Annotated in this window: 13 protein-coding genes; 7 read left to right on the top strand and 6 right to left on the bottom strand. The window is 67.0% G+C overall.

Going from position 1 to position 14,484, the window contains the following annotated elements; genetic code table 11:
• Nucleotides 1–7 precede the first annotated feature (7 nt).
• The 3 genes from ACFWP0_RS05010 (at nucleotide 8) to ACFWP0_RS05000 (ending at nucleotide 2,771) form a co-directional block, all read left to right on the top strand.
• Nucleotides 8–208, top strand: a complete 201-nt coding sequence (locus ACFWP0_RS05010; protein WP_377840127.1) for a heavy-metal-associated domain-containing protein — start codon at nucleotides 8–10, stop codon at nucleotides 206–208.
• A gap of 172 nt (nucleotides 209–380) precedes the next feature.
• Complete coding sequence (locus ACFWP0_RS05005) at nucleotides 381–1,109, top strand: glutathione peroxidase (protein WP_377840126.1); 729 nt, start codon at nucleotides 381–383, stop codon at nucleotides 1,107–1,109.
• A 231-nt stretch (nucleotides 1,110–1,340) separates the two neighbouring features.
• A complete protein-coding gene (locus tag ACFWP0_RS05000; RefSeq protein WP_377840124.1) occupies nucleotides 1,341–2,771 on the top strand; it encodes a dihydrolipoyl dehydrogenase in 1,431 nt (476 codons plus the stop codon).
• A 73-nt stretch (nucleotides 2,772–2,844) separates the two neighbouring features.
• Here ACFWP0_RS05000 and ACFWP0_RS04995 read toward each other — a convergent pair whose 3' ends face one another.
• The 3 genes from ACFWP0_RS04995 to ACFWP0_RS04985 form a co-directional block, all read right to left on the bottom strand.
• The gene (locus ACFWP0_RS04995; protein ID WP_377840123.1) at nucleotides 2,845–3,735 is read right to left on the bottom strand and encodes a 23S rRNA (adenine(2030)-N(6))-methyltransferase RlmJ; all 891 of its coding nucleotides are present in this window, start codon (nucleotides 3,733–3,735) and stop codon (nucleotides 2,845–2,847) included.
• Nucleotides 3,736–3,747: 12 nt separating this feature from the next.
• Nucleotides 3,748–4,497, bottom strand: coding sequence for a glycerophosphodiester phosphodiesterase (ugpQ, locus tag ACFWP0_RS04990; RefSeq protein WP_377840122.1), 750 nt, complete (start codon nucleotides 4,495–4,497; stop codon nucleotides 3,748–3,750).
• Between the two features lie 124 nt (nucleotides 4,498–4,621).
• Nucleotides 4,622–5,914 carry a M20/M25/M40 family metallo-hydrolase gene (locus ACFWP0_RS04985; RefSeq protein ID WP_377840120.1) on the bottom strand — a complete coding sequence of 431 codons (1,293 nt, stop codon included), beginning with the start codon at nucleotides 5,912–5,914 and terminating at the stop codon, nucleotides 4,622–4,624.
• Nucleotides 5,915–6,266: 352 nt separating this feature from the next.
• Between ACFWP0_RS04985 and ACFWP0_RS04980 the strand changes: the two genes are divergently transcribed.
• Nucleotides 6,267–8,228 (top strand): SurA N-terminal domain-containing protein, encoded by a 1,962-nt coding sequence (locus ACFWP0_RS04980; RefSeq protein ID WP_377840119.1) that lies wholly within the window; start codon nucleotides 6,267–6,269, stop codon nucleotides 8,226–8,228.
• A gap of 35 nt (nucleotides 8,229–8,263) precedes the next feature.
• Here ACFWP0_RS04980 and ACFWP0_RS04975 read toward each other — a convergent pair whose 3' ends face one another.
• Nucleotides 8,264–8,911 (bottom strand): arylesterase, encoded by a 648-nt coding sequence (locus tag ACFWP0_RS04975; RefSeq protein ID WP_377840117.1) that lies wholly within the window; start codon nucleotides 8,909–8,911, stop codon nucleotides 8,264–8,266.
• Here ACFWP0_RS04975 and ACFWP0_RS04970 point away from each other — a divergent pair.
• Entirely contained in the window at nucleotides 8,910–9,587 is a 678-nt protein-coding gene (locus tag ACFWP0_RS04970; protein ID WP_377840115.1) for an ABC transporter ATP-binding protein, read from the top strand. The two genes, ACFWP0_RS04975 and ACFWP0_RS04970, sit on opposite strands and share 2 nt — an antisense overlap.
• Before the next feature lie 109 nt (nucleotides 9,588–9,696).
• Here ACFWP0_RS04970 and fabV read toward each other — a convergent pair whose 3' ends face one another.
• Complete coding sequence (gene fabV / locus ACFWP0_RS04965; RefSeq protein WP_377840114.1) at nucleotides 9,697–10,887, bottom strand: enoyl-ACP reductase FabV; 1,191 nt, start codon at nucleotides 10,885–10,887, stop codon at nucleotides 9,697–9,699.
• A 112-nt stretch (nucleotides 10,888–10,999) separates the two neighbouring features.
• Nucleotides 11,000–11,959 (bottom strand): DMT family transporter, encoded by a 960-nt coding sequence (locus ACFWP0_RS04960; protein WP_377840112.1) that lies wholly within the window; start codon nucleotides 11,957–11,959, stop codon nucleotides 11,000–11,002.
• Nucleotides 11,960–12,026: 67 nt separating this feature from the next.
• Here ACFWP0_RS04960 and ACFWP0_RS04955 point away from each other — a divergent pair, with 67 nt between their 5' ends.
• Together ACFWP0_RS04955 and ACFWP0_RS04950 are read left to right on the top strand one after the other, a co-directional pair.
• Complete coding sequence (locus ACFWP0_RS04955) at nucleotides 12,027–12,932, top strand: LysR family transcriptional regulator (protein ID WP_377840111.1); 906 nt, start codon at nucleotides 12,027–12,029, stop codon at nucleotides 12,930–12,932.
• 450 nt (nucleotides 12,933–13,382) lie between these two features.
• Nucleotides 13,383–14,429, top strand: a complete 1,047-nt coding sequence (locus ACFWP0_RS04950) for a TRAP transporter substrate-binding protein (protein WP_377840109.1) — start codon at nucleotides 13,383–13,385, stop codon at nucleotides 14,427–14,429.
• The last annotated feature ends 55 nt before the right edge of the window (nucleotides 14,430–14,484 follow it).

The raw sequence follows: 14,484 nt of genomic DNA, 5'->3' as shown, positions 1-14,484 counted from the left end.
GAAACACATGAGCATCGAGTTCCAAGTGCCTGACATGACCTGCGGCCATTGCGTCAAGACCATTACCGGCGCGGTGAATCAGGCCGCCCCGGGCACCGCGGTCGCGGTGGACCTGCCGTCGCACCGCGTCACGGTGACCGGCACGGACCAAGCCGACAAGATCGAGGCCGCCATCCGCGACGCGGGCTACGAGCCGTCGCGCGTGTAATGCATCGCCGCCGCGGGCCGGGCTATGATAGATCCGACCTCGTGGCGGTTGTTTATTCATTGCCAAAAACTATCAATCAATTTAATTTATTAAATTTGAATAATCGATAGCTAAGATTTATTATTCTTTCCATGGTGGTTAAACAAACCCCGCTACCCAAGGAGAGATTCGAATGCTGCAAAACCGCGAAGGCCAACGTGTTCCCAACGTCACGTTCCCCGTCCGTGAAGACAACACGTGGAAGAAGGTCACGACCGACGACCTGTTCAAGAACAAGACGGTCGTAGTCTTCTCGCTTCCCGGCGCTTTCACGCCGACCTGCTCGTCGACCCACCTGCCGCGCTACAACGAACTGGCCCCCGCGTTCTTTAACGCCGGCGTGGACAGCATCGTCTGCGTGTCGGTCAACGACACCTTCGTCATGAACGAATGGGCCAAGGACCAGGAATCGGCCAACATCACGCTGCTGCCCGACGGCAACGGCGCCTTCACCGAAGGCATGGGCATGCTGGTCGACAAGAGCGACCTCGGCTTCGGCAAGCGCAGCTGGCGCTATTCCATGCTGGTCAAGGACGGCGTGGTCCAGAAGATGTTCATCGAGCCGGAAAAGGAAGGCGACCCGTTTGAAGTGTCGGACGCCGACACCATGCTGGCCCATATCGCTCCGACGGCCAAGAAGCCCGACCAGGTGGTCGTGTTCTCCAAGCCGGGCTGCCCGTTCTGCGTGGAAGCCAAGGCGCTGCTGGACGGGAAGGGCTACGCCCCGATCGAGATCCCGCTGGAGAACAAGGTCCGCGGCCGCGTGATCGGCGCGGTGTCGGGCAAGGGCACCGCTCCTCAGGTGTTCATCAATGGCGCCCTGATCGGCGGCCTGGAAGACCTGAAGGCGCACTTCGCCTGATTGTCTGCAACTCAGCCGGACAGGGACCTGGTCCCCGTCCGGCCGGTCGGATGCGCGGCCGCAAGGCCGCGCCGCTCCGTCCCGCACGAGTTTCCCTTCTTCCGCACCCTTATCGCATTGCCGCGCGCCCCGTTTGAGGCGGCGCGGGGCGGCGTTCGTCCCGAGGATGCGCAACAAGGCGGAACTCGCCCTTGAATCCTTGCTTCACGCTACACCGGGGGATACCCAGTCATGAAAACTCTGCATACCGATATCGCTGTCATCGGCGCCGGCACCGCAGGCCTGGCCGCCTATCGCGCCGCGAAGGCCGCCGGCCAACGCGCGCTGCTCATCGAGGGAGGCCCGTACGGCACCACCTGCGCCCGCGTGGGCTGCATGCCGTCCAAGCTGCTGATTGCGGCCGCCGAAGCCGCGCACAACGCCGCCCATACGGAAGCGTTCGGCGTCCATGTGGGCGGCGAGATTGCCGTCGACGGCGCCGAGGTCATGGACCGCGTCAAGCGCGAACGCGACCGTTTTGTCGGCTTTGTGGTGGAAGGCGTGGAGAACATTCCGGCGCAAGACAAGCTGCGCGGCTACGCGCGCTTCGTGTCCGACACGGTGCTGCGCGTGGATGAGCATACCGAGGTCCATGCGTCCCGCGTGGTGATATCAACGGGTTCGCGCCCGTCCGTGCCGCCGCCTTTCCGCGCGCTGGGCGACCGCCTCGTCGTCAACGACGACGTCTTCGCATGGGACGACCTGCCGCGCCGCGTGGCGGTGTTCGGCCCCGGCGTGATCGGGCTGGAACTGGGCCAGGCGCTGTCGCGCCTGGGCGTGGAGGTGCGCGTGTTCGGCGTCAGCGGCAGCCTGGGCGGCATCAGCGATCCGCATGTGCGGCAGACGGCGCGCAAGATCTTCCAGCGCGAGTTCTACCTGGATCCGGACGCCCGCGTGCTGGAAACGTCGCGTGTGGGCGATGAGGTGGAAGTGCGCTATGTAACGCTGGACAACCACGAGCGCACCGAACGTTTCGACTATGCGCTCGTCGCTACCGGCCGCCGCCCCAACGTGGACGGCCTGGGCCTGGAAAACACCTCGCTCAAGCTCAATGCGCAGGGCGTCCCGGTGTTTGACCGGCAGACGATGCAGGCGGGAAATTCGCCCATTTTCATCGCGGGCGACGCCAATGCCGATGCGCCCTTGCTGCACGAAGCCGCCGACGAAGGCCGCATCGCGGGCGAGAACGCCGCGCGCTTTCCCGAGGTGCGCCAGGGGCTGCGCCGCGCGCCCCTGGCCGTGGTGTTCACGGATCCGCAGATCGGCATGGCGGGGGCGGGCCATGGCCGCCTGATCCCGGGCACCTTCGTGACCGGCTCCGTGGATTTCAGCGATCAGGGACGTTCGCGCGTCATGCTGAAGAACCGCGGCGTGCTGCACGTGTACGCGGACATCGAGACGGGCCGCTTCCTGGGCGCGGAAATGGTCGGCCCCAGCGCCGAGCACATCGGCCACCTGCTGGCCTGGGCCGTGCAGCAGGAACTGACCGTGGCGCGCATGCTGGAAATGCCGTTCTATCACCCCGTGATCGAAGAAGGCTTGCGCACCGCCTTGCGCGATGCCGCGTCCAAGCTGGTCCTGGCGCAGGAAGCCATGCGCCAGTCAGACGCCGAAATGGTGTGAGCGCCGGGATGCGACGAGCAAAGGGCCGCGATGCGCGGCCCTTTTTCGTCGTGGCATCGGCGCGGGCGCCGCGCTACTCGTCGGAGTGCTTCTTGGCGACGGGGAAGGGGTTCTCGCGGTACTGCAGCGTGAAGCCAGCCCGCTCGTCCTGCCCGAGCTCGCGCGCCAGGTAGGGCATGGCCTGCTTCAGGGCGTCATGCAGCGTCCACGGCGGGTTGATGAGGAACATGCCGCTGCCGTGCAGGCCGTAGCCGTCGATCGTGGCCTTCTTGACGGTCAGGGTGGCGTGCAGCCAGCTCTTGACCTTCAGGTTCTCGAAATGGCGCGCCATTTCGCTGGCTTCGCGGCGCTGGACCAGCGGATACCAGATCGCGTAGGTGCCCGTGGCGAAGCGCTTGATGCATTCCTTCACGGTGAGCAGCGTGCGGCGGTAGTCGTGCTTGTCTTCGTACGACGGGTCGATCAGCACCATGCCGCGGCGCGTCGGCGGCGGCAGCAGCGCCTTGACGCCTTCGAAGCCGTCGTCGCCGTAGATGGTCGTCTGGCGCTGGGCGGCGCGGCCCTGGTGCTCCAGGTTGCCCACCAGCGTGTCGATCTCGGTCGGGTGCATTTCGAACAGGCGCAGGCGGTCCGAGGGGCGCAGCGCGTCCAGCGCCAGCCACGGCGAACCGGGGTAGCGCTTCAGGCGGCCGTTGGTGTTGTAGTCGCGGATGCGGGCGACGTAGTCGGCCAGGATCGGGGGCAGGTCCTTGGCGTCCCACAGGCGGCCGATGCCGTCCGCGAACTCCGAGGTCTTGGCCGCCCAGTCGCTGTCCAGGCTGTACAGCCCGGCTCCCGCGTGGGTGTCCACAACCCAGTAGGGCGCGTCTTTCTTGTTGAAGTAGTCCAGGGTGTGGACCAGGATGGCGTGCTTGAGCACGTCGGCATGGTTGCCGGCGTGAAAGGCGTGGCGGTAGCTGAACACGGGCGATCTGCCTCAGGCGGCGGGCCGGATGGCGGCCAGCTCGTCGGTGAAAATGCCGTCCATGCCCCAGTCGAGCAGCAAACGGGCGCGTTCCGGGTCGTTGACGGTCCAGGCCGCGATCCGGTAGCCGGCGGCATGCACGGCGTCGATCAGTTCGCGGGTAGCGTCTTTCTGGTTGATGTTCAGGGCCACGCAGTCGTATTTGGCCAGGCGTTCGCGCCAGTCGGCGGGCACTTTTTCCACGAGCAGGGCGCGCGGCAGCTCGGGCGCCGCCTCGCGCGCGGCTTGCAGGGCAGGCTCCGCGAACGAGGACAACAGGGGCGGCGTGCTTGCGCCTTCCCACAATTGCCGGGCGGCCAGCGCGACGGCGCGGCCGGTCTCGGCTTCACGTCCGGGGCAGGGCTTGATCTCGACGTTGCTGGCGATGTTGTTGGCGACCGTGTAGCGGGCGACGGCGGCAAGCGTGGGCAGCGGTTCGCCGGCGTAGGCGGCCGAATGCCAGCCGCCGAAATCCAGCTGGGCCAGTTCGGCAAAAGTCTTGGCCGCGGCCGGACCCTGGCCGTTGGAGGTGCGGTCGACGTTGTCGTCGTGCATCAGCACGAGCACGTTGTCGCTGCTGAGCTTCACGTCGTATTCAAACATCGTGAAGCCGTGCCCGGCGCCAACGCGCATGGCAGCCAAGGTGTTCTCCGGTGCCAGACGGCCGCCGCCGCGATGCGCGATGTAACGGGAATATGGCCAGGAGGGGAGTTTTGCGGTCATTTCGGTGTTGCTTTCGGGTTCTTTTGGGACAGGTTGCAAGGATACCCTGTTCTGTGGGGCGCGCCGCCCGCTTCCCGGGGCGTCGCCGGGGCGCCTGAGCGCGCCCGGGACGCCGGCTTGCCGGCTATTTCAGCGGCGCCTTGTCCTGCGATACGTCCATGATCATTCTGGTCGCCAGGTACAGGCGCGGCACGATGCTGTTGATTTGGATGTACTCGGCGTCGTTGGAGTGGGCGCCGAAGCCGCTCAGGCCCATGCCTTCGATGACGGGGCCGCGGGCCTTCAGGGCCGCGAAGGCGGCGTCGGTGCCGCCGCCGCTGGCGCGGTCCACGACTTTCATGGGCAGGTCCAGCTCCTTGTAGATCTGGACTCCGTGCTGGGCCAGCGCGCGCGAGGCCGCCGTGGCTTCGAGCGGGGGGCGGCGGACTTCGAATTTGACGCTGACCTTGGACTCGGGCAGCAGCTTCTTCTGGATCCGTTCTTCCAGGCTGCGGGCCAGCGCGTCGAAATCGGAAACGCGCAGCGCCCGGGCGTCGGCCTGAGCGGTGGCCAGGCCGGGGATGACGTTGCGGTTGGTGCCGGCCTGGGCGACAGTCCAGTTCAGCTTCAGGCCGTCTTCCGGCTTGGAGAGCTTGTCCAGTTGCAGCAGCTGATGGGACAGTTCATAGAGCGCATTGACGCCGCCTTCGGGGCGGGCGCCGGCGTGGGAGGTCTTGCCCTGCACGGTCAGGTAGGCTGCGCCGATGCCGCTGGTGGCCAGGGTCAGGCGCGGTTCGACGCCGCCGCCTTCGAACGAGAAGACGGCGTCCTGGTCCGCGCCCAGGCGGGTGATGGTGCTGCGCGCGCCGGGCGAGCTGATTTCCTCGTCGCCGTTGATCAGCACCGTAAGCGTGCCGTAGCCGTCAAAGCCCAGCTTCTTCAGCAGGGCCAGGGTATGGATGATGGTCGCCACGCCGTGCTTGTCGTCGGCGATGCCCAGCCCATAGGCGCGGTCGCCGTCCACGCGGAAGGGCTGGTCCTTCAGCATGCCGTTGCGGTAGACGGTGTCCATGTGGGCGATCAGCATGATTTTCTTGCTGCCGGCGCCCTTGAACTCGGCGTGGACCATCGGGCCGACCTTCTCGGGGGTATCGTCCAGCCGGAACACTTCCGTGGGCGCGATGATCTCGACGGCGCCGCCCAGCGCCTTGAGCCGGTCGCGGATCAGTTCGGCGATGCGCTCCACGCCTTCGACGTCCTTGCTGCCCGATTCAATATTGACCAGGTCGCGCATGGTGTCCAGCATGGCCTGCTGCTGGCCTTGGGCCGCCTCGTGCACGGCGGCCACGGGCGCGGCCAGCGCGGCATGGGCGCCGCCCAGGAAGGCGAGGGCCAGGCAGGTTCTCAGGACATGCAGGCGGGGGGATGTGAGCGGCATCGATGGCTACCTTTATGCGTGCGGGGAAGGGGGGCGCCGGCATGTGGCCGGCGCCGGGCGCGCCGCTGGCTGCGGGCTTACCCTGAGATCCACGATACGGGGGGACGGGTAGGGCGGAAATGGTGATTTCCCGGGTTGACGGGCTGGGGCTTCCGTGCGGCTGGGAGGTTCCGCGCGGCCCCGGATGACGCCAGTGTGAATCCGAAGCTGCGCCATGAATGAGAAATGCTAAAATCCGCCCGCTGATCCGGTAGTAACCGGTATGGGAATAGGGCGAATCGAGTTCGCCTTTTTTTATGCGTTTTCGTGCGGCTCCGGGCGGATACCCCCGGAGCGCGGCAACAGGGATTCCATGTTCGAATTTATTCGCAGCCATCGGCGCTGGATGCAGCTCATCCTGCTGCTTCTGATTGTGCCGTCCTTCTTCCTGGTCGGGATTCAAGGCTATGACAGCTTCATGCGTCAGGAGCCGGAATTGGCGACGGTCGCTGGCCAGCCCATTTCACGCGCCGAGTTTGACCAGGCGCACCGCAACCAGCTCGAGCAGTACCGTCAACGCCTGGGCGCGCAGTTCGATCCGGCCATGGTCGACACGCCCGCGCTGCGCGAAAGCCTGCTGAACCAGCTCATCAACCAGCGCCTCCTGGCCAACGTTGCCGTCGACAACCGTTTCTCGGTGTCCGACGAGACGCTGCGCAACACCATCGCCGCCATCCCGGAAGTCCAGGACAACGGCCGCTTCTCGCCCGAGCGCTATCGCCAGGTGCTGGCTGCCCAGGGCCTGTCGCCCACCTCGTTCGAGGCCGGCCTGCGCCGCGACCTGGCCGTGGCCCGCGTGCTCGAACCCGTCGGCCAGTCGGCCCGTGCGCCCGCCGAAGTCGTGTCCGCGCTGGAAACGGCGCTGACGCAGGCGCGCACGGTGCAACTGCGCCGCTTCGCCGCCGCCGACTACCGCTCGCAGGTCAGTGTATCGCCGGCCGACATTCAGGCCTGGTACGACGCCAACAAGCAGCAGCTGCAGATCCCGGAACAGGTCCAGGTGCAGTACGTCGTGCTGGACGAAGCCGCCGCCACGCAAGGCGTGCAGGTCAAGGACGAGGACCTGGCGTCCTACTACGAACAGAACAAGAACCGCTTCGGCCAGCCCGAACGCCGCCGCGCCAGCCATATCATGGTCGAAGTGGCGGCCGGCGCGTCGGAAGACGCGCGCAAGGCCGCGCGCGCCAAGGCCGAGGACCTGGCCAAGCAGGCCGCCGCCGATCCTTCCAAGTTTGCCGAACTGGCCCGCAAGAGCTCGCAGGATGCAGGCTCGGCCGCCAACGGCGGCGATTTGGGCTGGCTCGCGCCCGGCATGCTGTCCGGCCCGCTTGAAAAGGCCATCTTCAGCCAGTCCCAGGACCAGGTGTCCGGCGTGATCGAAAGCCCGTCCGGCCTGCACATCGTCAAGGTCACCGAAATCCATCCCGCAGCCATCAAGCCCCTGGCCGAGGTCAAGGACCAGATCACCGGCGAAGTCCGCAAGCAGATCGCCGCCGTGCGCTTCTCGGAAATGGCCAGCCAGCTGAACAAGCAGGTCTATGACCAGCGCGACAGCCTGCAGCCCGCCGCCGACGCCGTGGGCCTGAAGCTGCGCACCGCGTCCGGCGTGACCCGCGAAGGCCTGCTGCCCGCCGACAAGGCCGGCCCGGGCTCGGCCGCCGACAGCGCCGACGCCGCGCTGCTGGACAACCCGCGCGTGCGCCAGGTGCTGTTCTCGCCGGACGTGCTGCGCGAAAAGCAAAACTCGGGCGTGATCGAGCTCTCGCCCGACACGATGCTGGCGGTGCGCGTCGCCGCCATCGAGCCCGCCCATGTGCCGGCGCTGGACAAGGTCAGCGATTCGATCCGCGCCAGGCTGCTGGACGAGCGTTCGGCCGAAGCCGCCAAGAAGGCCGGCGAAGCCGCCCTTGCCGCCGACAAGGCCGACCCCGCCGCCACGCCGGAGGGCTTTGCCGCCGCCGTGACCGTGTCGCGCCAGGATCCCAAGGATCTGCCGCGCCCGGTGCTGGACGCCGTGATGCGCCTGCCGTCGACCCCGTTGCCGGCCTACACCGGCGTGCAGTCGGGCGTGGACTACACGCTGGTGCGCCTGGAAAAAGTCGAGCCCGGCAAGATCGAAGCGGCCGACAAGGAACGCCTGGCGCAGCAGTTGTCGGGCGCCTGGGGCCAGGCCGAGAACGAAGCGCTGATCCGCATGCTGCGCGAACAGTACAAGGTGCAGGTGCTGCCCGCCGCCGCCGACGTCATCCGCGGCGAGCCGTCACAAGAAGGCTGATATTTGCAGGTGTCTGACACCTGAGGAGAGGAGCTTTAGTTCAACAGTGGCCGCAGCGTCGGCCACACGTTGTCCAGCAATTGAGGCTGGGCATCCTCGTTCGGATGGATGCCGTCAGCCTGGAACATCGCCCGGTTCGTTGCAATGCCTTCCATCAGGAAGGGCACGAGCCGGGCGTTTTCGTCTTTGGCGACCGTGGGAAATACCTGGGCGAAGCGCTGGGTGTAGTCCCGGCCGTAATTGGGCGGAATCTGCATGCCGACGATCAGCACTTGGGCATCGGCCTTGCGGGCGGCCTGGGTCATGGTGCGCAGGTTCTGCTCGGTCATGGTGAGCGGCAGCCCCCGCAGCGCGTCATTGGAGCCCAGTTCCAGCACCACGACGGCCGGCGTGTGCTGGCGCAGCAGGGCCGGCAGCCGGGCGACGCCGCCGCTGGTCGTGTCGCCGCTGATGCTGGCGTTGACGACCTGGAACTTCGGGTATTGTTCGGAGATCCTTGCGGACAGCAAGGGCACCCAGCCCGTGCCGCGCTTGATGCCATATTCGGCGGACAGGCTGTCGCCAACCACCAGGACGGTGCGCGGGGAGGAACCCTGGGCCGCCGCGGCGGTCTGAGCGTGGGCGGGCGCCACGACGGCGGTCGCCAGGGCGGACACAAGAAGCAGACGGGAAAATAGGCGCATGGATAGCAATAATTCGATCGTGGTGAAAGGGCTGGGCAAGCGGGTGGCCGATGCCGGCGGGACGCTGTCTATCCTGGAAGGTATTGATTTTACGGTCGCCGCGGGCAGCGCCGTCGCCATCACGGGCAGCTCCGGCTCGGGCAAGTCCACCTTGCTGGGACTGCTGGCCGGACTGGATGTTCCCAGCATGGGTAGCGTACACCTGGCGGGGCAGGACCTGTTTGCGCTGGATGAAGACGGCCGCGCGCGCCTGCGGGCCAACCACGTGGGATTCGTGTTCCAGTCGTTCCAGCTGCTGCCCAACCTGACGGCGCTGGAAAACGTGATGCTGCCCCTGGAGCTGGCGGGGCAATCCGCGCGCGACGCGGCGCAGGTCATGCTGGAGCGGGTAGGGCTGGGCGCCCGCCTGCATCATTATCCGCGCACCCTGTCGGGCGGAGAACAGCAGCGGGTCTCGCTGGCCCGGGCCTTCGTGGTGCAGCCCGACCTGCTGTTCGCCGACGAACCCACCGGCAGCCTAGACGCCGCCACGGGGGTGACGGTCATCGACCTGATGTTCGACCTGCACCGCGAGCACGGCACCACCCTGGTGCTGGTGACCCACGATCCGCAACTGGCCGCCCGCTGCGGGCGGCAGCTGGTGCTGGCCGCCGGCCGGATGGTCCAGGCCGACTGAGTTCGGCGGGCTGACGCCTTCCGGCCGGACAGCGGGCAAGGGCACGACCTGGCTTCTGCAGCGGAACCATCCGTTTCACCGGGGAAATCGTTGATCCCGCCACGTGAGGTCAGACCAGGCCGCGGATCTCCACGGCCGGATTGACGTCGGCGTCATAGTCCACGCCCTCGACCTCGAATCCGAACAGCCGCAGGAAATCCTGCTTGTAGCCGGCGAAATCCGTGAGCTCGTAAAGGTTGTCGCTGGTGACCTGGCCCCACAGCGCCTGTACGCGGGCCTGCACCTGCGGATCCAGTTCCTTGTAGTCGGCGCGCAGGCGTCCTTCCTGATCCAGGATCGGCTCCGGCCCGCACAGGCTGTCCCGGTACAGGCCGTACACCTGTTCGATGCAGCCTTCGTGCGTGCCGTCTTCCTTCATGGTCTTGAACAGCAGCGACAGGTACAGCGGCATCATCGGGATGGCCGAACTGGCCTGCGTCACCACAGCCTTGAGCACCGACACCCGAGCGTCGCCGCCGCGCGCGGCCAGCTTGGCGCGGATATCCAGCACCTTCTGGTCCAGGTCCTTCTTGGCCGCGCCGATGGAGCCGTTCCAATAGATGTCGTGGGTGATCTTTTCGCCCAGATAGGTGAAGGCCGTGGTGGTGGCGCCTTCGGCCAGCACGCCGGCCGCAAGCAGGGCGTCGATCCACATCTGCCAGTCCTCGCCGCCCATCACCGCGACGGTGGCGTCGATCTCGGCTTGCGTGGCGGGCTCCAGCACGGATTCCTTGATCACTTCGCGGTCGGTGTCCAGGCCGCGCAGCTTCACGGCGTGGCCCACGGGCTTGAGCGTCGAGTTGTAGACTTCCCCGGTTTTCGGATGGACGCGGCGCGGCGCAGCCAGGCTGTAGATGACCTGGTCGACCTGGCCCATGTCCTGCCTGATCGCGGCGATGGTCTTCTGCTTGATCTCGTCGGAGAAGGCGTCGCCGTTGATGCTCCTGGCATAGAGGCCTTCGGCGTCCGCGAACTTGTGGAAGGCCGCGCTGTTGTACCAGCCGGGCGTGCCCGCCTTGGCGGCGTCGCCGGGGCGCTCATAGAAGACGCCCAGTGTCTGCGAACCACAGGCGAATGCCGCGCTGATGCGCGCGGCAAGCCCGTATCCGGTCGACGCGCCAAGCACCAGCACGCGCTTGGGGCCGCCGGCAACCGGCCCTTGCGCTTTCACGTAGTCGATCTGGTTCCTGACGTTGGCCTCGCAGCCGACGGGATGGGTGGTGACGCAGATAAAGCCGCGCACACGGGGCTTGATGATCATGAAGACCTCGTTTCGGGGAATGCCGGGGGTGGCCCTTGCGGGAAAGCGCAAAAGGCGACGAGCATTGTACGGGAGGCGGCTTGCGCGCGCCGCGGCGCTGGCGGCCGCCGGCTCAGCGGGAGGCCGCGCGGGCCAGGGCGGCGCCCTGGGTGCGGCTGCGGCGCCATTCGACCAGGCCGATTCCCATGCCGCTGGCGCAGATGATGGCGATGCCCAGCCAGGTCAGCGGATCGGGGAAGTGCCCCCAGACCAGCCAGCCCACCGACGTCGCGCTGATGATCTGCAGGTAGATGAAGGGCGCCAGCGTGGAGGCGGGAGCGCGGCGGTAGGCGGCGATCTGGAACAGGTGCCCCACGCCGCCGGTGATGCCGGTGGAAATCAGCAAGACCCAATCCAGCGGCGACAGCGCTTGCAGCACCGGCAGGGCGGGCGGCAGGATGAAGGGCAGGGCCAGCGTGAGGCAGGCGGTGCCCACGGCGCCGCTCCAGATCAGCGAGGTAAACGGGTCGTCGCCCGCCACGCGCCGCGTGGCGATGAACTGCGCGGCGAAGCAACAGGCCGTCAGCAGGCCGAAGATCGTGCCGACCGGATGCAGCCCGCCGCCGGGACGGATCACGATGATCACGCCGACAAAAGCGATGCCGGCGGCGACGAAGCGCGACAGGCGCGCGGGTTCCTTGAGGATCCAGGGCGCCAGCGACAGCACCAGCAGCGGGGCCAGGAAGTTGATGGCCGTGGCCTCGGCCTGCGGAATGTAGCTCAGCGTCGTGAAGAACATGAGCGTGGCCAGGAACATCGAGCCGCCGCGGATCAGCTGTTCGCGCGGCTTGTTGCTGCGCAGCACCCGCAGTCCGCGGGCGGGCAGCACCAGGGCCAGCACCAGCACCAGGTGGACCGCATAGCGGAACCACGACAGCACCAGCAAGGGCACGCCCGCGTTCATGACCCACTTGCCGCTGGCGTCCAGGCAGGACAGCGTCCACATCGACAACACCAGCAGCAGCACCCCGATCATCGGGCCGCGCGCGGCGGATGCGCCGGGGCGCGGGCGACCGTTATCGGCCGGAGTCATGGACAAGCTCCTCATGGGGCGGTGGGCGGCTGACATGATACGCTCATCCCGCCGGGGGAACAGGCCAATGATAGAACTACGCAACGTCGAAACTTTTTTCTGGGTCGCCACGCTGGGCAGCTTTCGCGCCGCGTCGGAAAAACTCAACACCACGCAGCCCGCGGTCTCGCAGCGCATCGCCTCGCTGGAATCCGACCTGGGCGTGCTGCTGTTCGAACGCGACGCGCGCGGCGTCAAGCTCACAGCCAAGGGGCACGAATTGCTGTCGCATGCCGAACGCATGCTGCAGGTGCGGCGCGACATGTTCGAGGCCGCGCGCGAACAGAACGTCATGACGGGCACGGTGCGGATCGGCGTGGCCGAGACCATCGTGCAGACCTGGCTGCCCACGCTGATCGAACTGGTGCACACGACGTATCCGGCGCTGGTGCTGGAGATCGAGGTGGACACCACGCACGTGCTGCGCTCGCACCTGATGTCGCGGCAGATCGACCTTGCCTTCCTGATGGGGCCGGTGCTGGAGGCCCGGGTGGAAAACCTGCCGCTGTGCACCTATCCCTTGGCGTGGGTGGCCAGCCCCTTGCTGGAACTGGGCCCCGAACCGCTGACCCTGGAGCGCATCGGCAAGCTGCCCATCATCACCTATCCTTCCAACAGCGCGCCGTATCGCGTGGTGCGCGACATGCTGACGCGCGCCGGCGTGCATGCGCCCCGCATGTACGGCAGCGCCTCCATGTCCATGGTGGTGCGCATGACGCAGGACGCCATCGGCACCAGCGTGATCGCGCCCGTGTTCCTGGGCAAGGAGCTGGCCCGCGGCGAACTGCGCATCCTGCAGGTGCAGGCCGACCCGCTGCCTGAATTGAGCTTCACCGCGACCTGGGTGCAAGGCCCGGACAGCCACGCCGTGCGCATCATCGCGCAGATGGCGCAGAAGGTGGCGGAGCAGGCCGGAGACGGCGTTCTGGCGTAGGTGTTTTCCCCAGAAAATCCCGCGAAGACCACGGGCATTGCGGCCCGATGACGGGCGGCGCGCTTGCGCCGCCTGGCCGCAAGGCCGCATGGGCGCGTCGTTTGCGGCCAGCGCGCGGCTCGGGCGCGGCGAGACCCAAGAAATATTTATACCCCCACATCGCAACTTACGATTGGACGCCCCGCGCCCCTGGCGATGCAATGGCGGCACATCAATAAATAGCGCCTGGATACACAGTGCGGGGGAAAAGCATGAATAGGCATCTGTTCCATCCCTGGAAGCAGGCGGCCGGCTGCCGGCCGCGCTGCCGCGCCAGCCGCATGGCCCTGCGGGCCGTCCCGGCATCCGTTCCCGTTTCGCGTCCCTGATCACCCGATTCCTATCCGCGCGCGATCTGGGCACCGGGGGCCCGCGCGCGGCAGACCATCCCGCCAGCCAGGAGTTTTGTCCATGAAGAAGTCTCTTGTTTTCGCCGCCGTTGCCGCCAGCCTGCTGGCCGGCGCCGTCCAGGCGCAAGACCTGCCCAAGACCCGGTTGAAGGTCGTGGGGGGGCTGTCCAACCTGACCGCCTACAACGACTATGAAAAGCCGTTCTGGTCCAAGACCATACCCGAGCTGTCCAAGGGGCAGGTCACGGCGGACATCAAGGGCTTCAACGAAATGGGGCTGAAGGGGCCTGAACTGCTGCGCCTGATGTCGCAGGGCGTGGTGGAGTTCGGCACCGCAACCCTGTCGTACTTCGCCAGCGACAACCCGATCAACGAAGCGATCGACCTGGCAGGCCTGGCGCCCGACGTCAAGACCGCGCGCGCCGTCACCGACGCGTTCGAGCCCGTCTACGCCAAGCTCTACGGCGAAGGCAACAACGTCAAGCTGCTGGGCATCTCGACCTATCCCGCGCAGGTGCTGTTCTGCAACGCCGAGATCAAGGGCCTGGCCGACATCAAGGGCAAGAAGGTCCGCACCAGCAGCCGCACCACCGCCGAATTCGTCGAGGCGCTGGGCGGCTCCAGCGTGACGATGGCCTTCGGCGAAGTGGTCCCCGCGCTGCAGAACAAGGTGGTCGATTGCGCCATTACGGGTTCGCTGTCCGGATACTCGGCCAAGTGGTACGAGGTGTCGACCCATCTGGTCGCGCTGCCGATCAACTGGAACCAGCAGATCCACGCGGTCAACCAGAAGGCCTGGGACAAGCTGGATCCCAACGTGCGCACCTTCCTGCAGGCCAACGTGAAGACGCTGGTCGACAACATCTGGGACGCGGCCGCGCGCCAGACCCAGGAAGGCTATGACTGCAACACCGGCGCCGCCGCATGCCCGTTCCCGGTCAAGGGGAAGATGGTGCTGGTGCAGCCCTCCGACGCCGACCAGGCCCTGCTGAAGAAGGTTGCGCAGGAAGCCGTGCTGCCCAAGTGGGCCGCCCGCTGCTCGGCGCAATGCGTCAAGGACTTCAACGCCACCATCGGCAAGACGCTCGGCCTCACCGCCGCCAAGTAAGCCCCGGGGGCGCCGTCCCGCAGGGCGGCGCGCCTTCCGGCCTGTCATACCGGGC

The organism is Achromobacter sp. NPDC058515 (assembly GCF_042721735.1).
Classification (GTDB): Bacteria; Pseudomonadota; Gammaproteobacteria; order Burkholderiales; family Burkholderiaceae_B; genus Achromobacter.
Note: the sequence above shows the minus strand (reverse complement) of the source record. Positions and strands in the feature narration are given on the sequence as shown.

Excerpts from the sequence above, each read along its gene's own strand:
- ACFWP0_RS05010 (WP_377840127.1), top strand. The coding sequence starts at position 8 with ATGAGCATCGAGTTCCAAGTGCCTGACATGACCTGCGGCCATTGCGTC.
- ACFWP0_RS05005 (WP_377840126.1), top strand. The coding sequence starts at position 381 with ATGCTGCAAAACCGCGAAGGCCAACGTGTTCCCAACGTCACGTTCCCC.
- ACFWP0_RS05000 (WP_377840124.1), top strand. The coding sequence starts at position 1,341 with ATGAAAACTCTGCATACCGATATCGCTGTCATCGGCGCCGGCACCGCA.
- ugpQ (WP_377840122.1), bottom strand. The coding sequence starts at position 4,497 with ATGACCGCAAAACTCCCCTCCTGGCCATATTCCCGTTACATCGCGCAT.
- ACFWP0_RS04985 (WP_377840120.1), bottom strand. The coding sequence starts at position 5,914 with ATGCCGCTCACATCCCCCCGCCTGCATGTCCTGAGAACCTGCCTGGCC.
- ACFWP0_RS04980 (WP_377840119.1), top strand. The coding sequence starts at position 6,267 with ATGTTCGAATTTATTCGCAGCCATCGGCGCTGGATGCAGCTCATCCTG.
- ACFWP0_RS04970 (WP_377840115.1), top strand. The coding sequence starts at position 8,910 with ATGGATAGCAATAATTCGATCGTGGTGAAAGGGCTGGGCAAGCGGGTG.
- ACFWP0_RS04975 (WP_377840117.1), bottom strand. The coding sequence starts at position 8,911 with ATGCGCCTATTTTCCCGTCTGCTTCTTGTGTCCGCCCTGGCGACCGCC.
- fabV (WP_377840114.1), bottom strand. The coding sequence starts at position 10,887 with ATGATCATCAAGCCCCGTGTGCGCGGCTTTATCTGCGTCACCACCCAT.
- ACFWP0_RS04960 (WP_377840112.1), bottom strand. The coding sequence starts at position 11,959 with ATGACTCCGGCCGATAACGGTCGCCCGCGCCCCGGCGCATCCGCCGCG.
- ACFWP0_RS04955 (WP_377840111.1), top strand. The coding sequence starts at position 12,027 with ATGATAGAACTACGCAACGTCGAAACTTTTTTCTGGGTCGCCACGCTG.
- ACFWP0_RS04950 (WP_377840109.1), top strand. The coding sequence starts at position 13,383 with ATGAAGAAGTCTCTTGTTTTCGCCGCCGTTGCCGCCAGCCTGCTGGCC.